Origin of the sequence: Streptomyces katrae, from assembly GCF_000966975.1 — a bacterium.
Taxonomy (GTDB): Bacteria; Actinomycetota; Actinomycetes; order Streptomycetales; family Streptomycetaceae; genus Streptomyces; species Streptomyces katrae.
This window is the reverse complement of the sequence record NZ_JZWV01001371.1, coordinates 1-3,687: the sequence shown is the minus strand read 5'-3', so window position 1 is coordinate 3,687 and position 3,687 is coordinate 1. Positions and strand designations below refer to the sequence as shown.

The 3,687-nt window shown below is 70.7% G+C and carries 6 protein-coding genes; 3 read left to right on the top strand and 3 right to left on the bottom strand.

The features are described 5' to 3' along the window. Nucleotides 1–74 (top strand): SEC-C metal-binding domain-containing protein (locus tag VR44_RS49365; protein WP_157880536.1); only part of this gene is annotated, 74 nt, incomplete at its 5' end. Between the two features lie 22 nt (nucleotides 75–96). Here the strand turns inward: VR44_RS49365 and VR44_RS37385 are convergent. The 3 genes from VR44_RS37385 to VR44_RS37375 all read right to left on the bottom strand — a co-directional run bounded on the left by VR44_RS37385 (nucleotide 97) and on the right by VR44_RS37375 (nucleotide 2,733). Next, nucleotides 97–1,107 carry a YDG/SRA domain-containing protein gene (locus VR44_RS37385; protein WP_094192169.1) on the bottom strand — a complete coding sequence of 337 codons (1,011 nt, stop codon included), beginning with the start codon at nucleotides 1,105–1,107 and terminating at the stop codon, nucleotides 97–99. Continuing rightward, entirely contained in the window at nucleotides 1,104–1,712 is a 609-nt protein-coding gene (locus tag VR44_RS37380; RefSeq protein ID WP_052714009.1) for a hypothetical protein, read from the bottom strand. Before VR44_RS37380 ends, VR44_RS37385 begins: the two co-directional genes overlap by 4 nt. Nucleotides 1,713–2,190: 478 nt before the next feature. Further along, a complete protein-coding gene (locus tag VR44_RS37375) occupies nucleotides 2,191–2,733 on the bottom strand; it encodes a GNAT family N-acetyltransferase (RefSeq protein ID WP_045952121.1) in 543 nt (180 codons plus the stop codon). Nucleotides 2,734–2,889: 156 nt separating this feature from the next. Between VR44_RS37375 and VR44_RS45685 the strand changes: the two genes are divergently transcribed. Then, nucleotides 2,890–3,066 carry a hypothetical protein gene (locus VR44_RS45685; protein ID WP_157880535.1) on the top strand — a complete coding sequence of 59 codons (177 nt, stop codon included), beginning with the start codon at nucleotides 2,890–2,892 and terminating at the stop codon, nucleotides 3,064–3,066. Nucleotides 3,067–3,157: 91 nt separating this feature from the next. Beyond that, complete coding sequence (locus VR44_RS37370) at nucleotides 3,158–3,457, top strand: hypothetical protein (RefSeq protein WP_045952120.1); 300 nt, start codon at nucleotides 3,158–3,160, stop codon at nucleotides 3,455–3,457. Nucleotides 3,458–3,687 lie beyond the last annotated feature (230 nt).

The window sequence follows — 3,687 nt, the reverse complement described above, 5'->3', positions numbered from 1 at the left end:
CCCCCACGTCCCCCTGCTGGTGCACCTCGGGCAAGCCGTACGCGGAGTGCCACGGGGGTTCTCCTACGGCATGACCAGGGGTGGAGGACAAGGCTCCTAGGCTCCGGTCTCCTCCTGCGCAAAGCTGTCCCACCAGTCACGCTGGTATTTGGCATAGGACGGATGAAGACCGTGCCCCTTTTTGATCAGGAGGCGAGGAAGAGTAGTGCGTGGCTCCGTGTGGGCCACGCGCTCGATCACGCTCCAGTCCTCACCGATCGAGATCGCCCCGAGGTCCAGCCGTACGTGACAGTTCGGGCACAGGGAAAGAATGTTGCGCTCAACATCGGGCCCGTTGTGGGGTTCGGCCAGCGGCTTGAGGTGGGCTCCTTGGCTATAGGGCTTGCAGTTCGCCCCGACCAACCTTATACCGCACGTTTGACACTGCCCGTCGTATAGATCTTTGATCCTGTGCGCCGCCGCAGTGTCACGGACGAGCCGCTTCACTTGCGAAGTCCGCTTTTCCGGAAACTTTTCTTCATCGTCGAAAAGAACCAGCTCAGAAGCTGCGCGCTCGACTACTGTCACTTCCTGCTCGGCTTCCGGGCAGCGAACGAGAATGAACTGGCAGATCTCGATCGGCTCGCCAGCCCGGCCCGGCAGGGCCGAGATGGCGGTTGCTGCCTGAGTGATGCGGTACAGACCGTCGTAGCGGTAACCCTTGCTCGGCGAATACCGCGCATCCCCCTTATGACCACGGAGGATCCGGATCGGATGTCCGCGCTCATAGCTGCGCTTCAGTGCCGCATTATCCGGATAGTCCCACCGCTGGCTGACCTTCAGTCGCTTCGTCTGGGGATCCCGGTCGACATCTGGAGAAGCCCCTGTGTAGCGGATCTCATGCCACGAGTCGTCGTCATCCAGGTAGCCACCGTTGAGGACGATTGCGTCTGAGACCGCGGCACCGTCGACGTCTTTGAGCTTGGAGATTCCTCGCTGAAGATCGCCATGGAGGCGCGCGTCGAACACATCCCTTCGTCGAGGAAGTGCGCGACCCGGAAGAACTCCGTCGATATGCCCGATGACCCTCTCAACCGTCATCTGAGCAGCATAGTCGCGATCGATCACCAACGATCACCCCTTATCTCGAACTGGACTGGAAGGGCCAGCTGTTGGTGGCCGCGGGCTGTGAGGGTGGGTGGGGTGGGGCGGGGGGTGGTGAGGGTGAGGAGGGTTCGGAGGGCGTTCAGGACTTCTGTGGGGGTGTCTCGGATCATCGAGGGGGTGGCGCTGACCACCAGGACGCCGTGGGATTCCAGGCGGAGGCGGCGGTGGAGGGTGGCGTGCCAGGCGTCGCGGGAGTAGTGGTACTCCGCCGAGTCGATCTCCAGGGCCACGCCCTCGTCGGGCCAGTAGGCGTCCGGGGTGGCCAGGAAGGTGCCGTCCGGGGTGTAGAGGCGGGTGTTCCAGAGCGGGGTCGGGAGGTCCGTGCCGGTGAGGACGTCGCGGGCCTGGGCTTCGGCGACCGAGCGGACGCCGGCCAGGAGTTCCCCGGCGGCGGCTTGGATCGCCGGGCGGGACAGGAGGCGGGCGCTGCGAAGTTCGGTGTGGAGGTCGTGCGGGTGGCACCAGCCCGACTGGACGACCTGGGCCAGCACGGAGCGGACCCGTTCGGGGCTCGGGCAGCGGGCGGCGAAGTCGGCGGCGGCGCGGACCGGGCGGGCGCTGGGCACGCCCGAGACGGTCAGGGTGAGGGGTGGCGGTGAGCCGGCGCGGGCTGCGGATCAGGACGTCCGCCGGGGTGGGCGGGGCGTCGCGGATGCCGAGGAGGGTGAGGGCGGCTCCGCCGGTGAGGGCCGCGGTGTCGCCGGCGAGGGGGTCCGCGGCGGGTTCGGCGGCGTACAGGACGGCGGCCAGGGCGCGTTGGCGGTGGTCGGGAGGGCCCGTCTGGAGGAGGTAGACGCGGGGCAGGAGGCGTTGCCAGGGGCCGCCGGGGCGGGTGCGGGAGGTGATGGTGGCGTCCGGGATGCCGGCGGTGGTGGTGAGTTGGTGGCGGGTGGCGAGGTTCAGTTGGCGGCGGGTGAGGGGTGTGGGGGTGGGGGTGGGGGTGGTTGTCGGTGTGGGTGCTTGCGTGGGTGCCTTGGGGGTGATCATGGCCCCGGTATGCCCGGTGCAGGCCCGTCCAGTCGTCCCTTTCGGGTGGGGTGCGGGTCAGTTGGGGCGGCCCGGATGGTTCGGGGAGAGGAAGACGACCACGTTCGTCTCGGTGCCCGGGAGGGCGGGGACCTCGTGCCAGCCGAGGCGGCGGTAGGTGGCGACCGTGTCCTGGGCGAGGCGGGAGGTCAGCAGCCAGGCGCGGTGCTGGGGGGCGTCGGCGGTGATCTCGGTGAGGAGGGCCCGGCCGGTGCCGGTGCCGCGCGCGTGGGCCCGTACGGCCAGTTCGTCTATCTCCAGGGCACCGACCAGCAGGTCGCGCACCCGGTCCGGGCCGAGCTGCGCGGTGACCTGGGGGTAGCCGCGGCCTTCGGGGAAGGGGCGCTGGGTCAGCCAGGCGGTGGCGAAGCCGTCGACGCCGGCGGGGGATTGGGTGAAGGCGGTACGGAATCCGGGGCGGCGGACGTCGGCCTGGAGGCGGTCCGCGAACTGGCGAATGGTTTCTTCATCTTCGTTCCAGGGCGGGGCGGAGAAGACGTCGGCGTAGGCGTCGAGGAGTTCGTCCGCGAGGTCGAGGACGGCGCGGCCGTAGGAGATCACGAGCGGCTCCGGGGGGAGGGGGAGGGAGGGTGTGGGTGGAAGTCCGACCGTAGGCGATGGGGGTGCGGAACCCTCGGAGGGGAGGAACCCGGCGTGTGCCGACAAATCGGCCGCCGTGTGTGCGTGTCGCGGGGCGGCGCCGGGCGTTGAGCAGCCGTGGACAGACTGCTGCTGGTGGCGGGGCGGTGTGCGCTCGCCTTCCTTCTCGTCCTCGGGGTCGTGGCGCTGCTGCCGCGCGCGGTGCGCGAGGCGGTGCCCGACACCGTGGTGGGCGGGGCCGTGCTCGCGCTGGGGGCGGTGGGTGTCCGCCGGGGTTCTAGGCGTCCGCGTTAGCCTCGTGAGTAGTTCATCGCATGACATGACTTATCTGGCGCGTACGCGGGTTTGCGTGGTGCGTACGTATGACACGACGAGGGAGTTCGACATGGCGCGGGTACCGAGTTCCGCGGTGGCGGCAGCCGGGCTGGTCGGCGGCTACGCCGTCGCACGCTGGACGAAGAAGCGGCCCCTGGGCGGGGTCGTGCTCGGCGCCGCCGGGATCGTGGCCGGCCGGGAATGGCACCGCCGGGGTGGGGTGCCTGCGGCGGCCGGGCTGGGGGCGCTGTACCTCGCGGGGTTCGCGGGGGCGCACCCGCTGGCCAAGAAGGTCGGCGCGTGGCCGGCGGTGGTCGGCGCGGCCGGCGTCGTCGCCGCGACGGCCTGGGCCGTGGCCGACCGCGGCTGACCCGAACGGGGCGGTGCGGGCCGGCCCCGGCATCGCCCCCTCGTGGGGGCGGGGGCGGGGGTTGCGCGCCCGCCCCGCAGGGCACGCACAGCGCGGCGGGCGGGGCTGACACCTGCCCCGAAGGACGACGAGGCCGGCCTCCGGGGCCGGTGCGTGCCGCAGGGTCGCCACGGCGTCGTGTGGCGCGGCCTAAGGGGTGTCGCGAAAGTCCCGCACGGCGCCCACGGCGC

What these genes read in the sequence shown, in the direction of transcription:
- VR44_RS37370 (WP_045952120.1), top strand. Translation starts at nt 3,158, where the DNA reads ATGGCGCGGGTACCGAGTTCCGCGGTGGCGGCAGCCGGGCTGGTCGGC.